Annotated in this window: 1 protein-coding gene; it reads right to left on the bottom strand. The window is 45.7% G+C overall.

The window, feature by feature from the left end; all coding sequences use genetic code 11:
• Positions 1–1209, bottom strand: coding sequence for an IS256 family transposase (locus tag Xmir_RS22115; protein WP_099116105.1), 1209 nt, complete (start codon positions 1207–1209; stop codon positions 1–3).
• Positions 1210–1281: the final 72 nt, after the last annotated feature.

Here is a 1281-nt window from a genome sequence, read left to right as displayed (position 1 = left end):
TTAGTAGTGACCGTCAAGGCGGTCACCGAACTCAATCATAAAACGACTCATCGCCATTCGCCAGTCTTGAAGTGGCATCGTCCATTTCTTTGAGGCGGCTTGGATAGCTAACCAGATCACTTTTTTCACGGAGTCGTCGGTTGGGAACACTTTACGCTTCTTGATAGCGTGTCTGATAACGCTATTCAGCGATTCGATGGCATTGGTTGTATAGATAACCTTACGGATTTCCGTTGGAGAGCCGAAGAACGTGGATAAATTAGGCCAGTTAGCCTGCCAACTGCGACTTATCTGTGGGTAGCGGGGATCCCAGGTTTCACTGAACGCCTCCAAGGCTTGAAGCGCCGCTTCTTCTGTCGGCGCCTGATAAATTGTTTTCAGATCACGCGTGACAGCTTTGTAATCTTTCCAGGCCACGAACCGGAGACTATTACGGATCATGTGGACAATACACAACTGAATGCGTGTTTCGGGATAAACGGCATTTATCGCGTCTGGAAAGCCTTTCAGGCCATCAACGCAAGCGATGAGGATATCATTCAGCCCGCGATTTTTAAGCTCTGTGAGCACATTTAACCAGAACTTAGCCCCTTCATTTTCGGCTAACCACATACCTAAAAGGGCTTTCTGCCCCTCAATATTGATCCCCAGCGCGAGAAAAACGGATTTATTGATGACGCGGTTGTCCTGACGGACTTTGAGCACAATACAATCCAGATAAACAATTGGATAAATGGCATCCAGAGGCCGATTTTGCCACTCAATGACTTGTTCCATGACCGCATCAGTGACCTTGGAGATTAAGGCGGGGGACACATCCGCATCATATAACTCTTTGAAAGTGGATACGATTTCACGTGTGGTCATGCCTTTGGCATACAAGGTTAAAATTTGATTATCCATACCGGTGAAACGCGTTTGGTTTTTCTTGATGAGCAAAGGTTCAAAGCTGCCTTCACGATCCCGGGGAGTACTGAGTTCCAGAGGCCCATCGGCCGTGATAACTGTTTTTGAGGAGTATCCATTACGGGCATTCGTGCCTGTTTTGGACTGATTTTTATCATAACCAAGGTGATGGCTCATTTCGGCATTAAGCGCAGCCTCAACACTGAGCTTTTTCAGTAACCGATCAAATTGGTTCAGGTCGTCAGGGGTTTTGAGGTTTTTAGCCAGTTCATTGGCAAGAGCCTGCAATTGTTTCGCGTTCATAAATCAACCTTATTTTGATAGTAAATTAAACATATCAAGATAAGGCAAATACACAATTTAATTTACAGGCTC

The organism is Xenorhabdus miraniensis, from assembly GCF_002632615.1.
Note: the sequence above shows the minus strand (reverse complement) of the source record. Positions and strands in the feature narration are given on the sequence as shown.

Bases quoted from the DNA above. Each gene is read 5' to 3' on its own strand.
- Xmir_RS22115 (WP_099116105.1), bottom strand. From the start codon at position 1,209: ATGAACGCGAAACAATTGCAGGCTCTTGCCAATGAACTGGCTAAAAAC.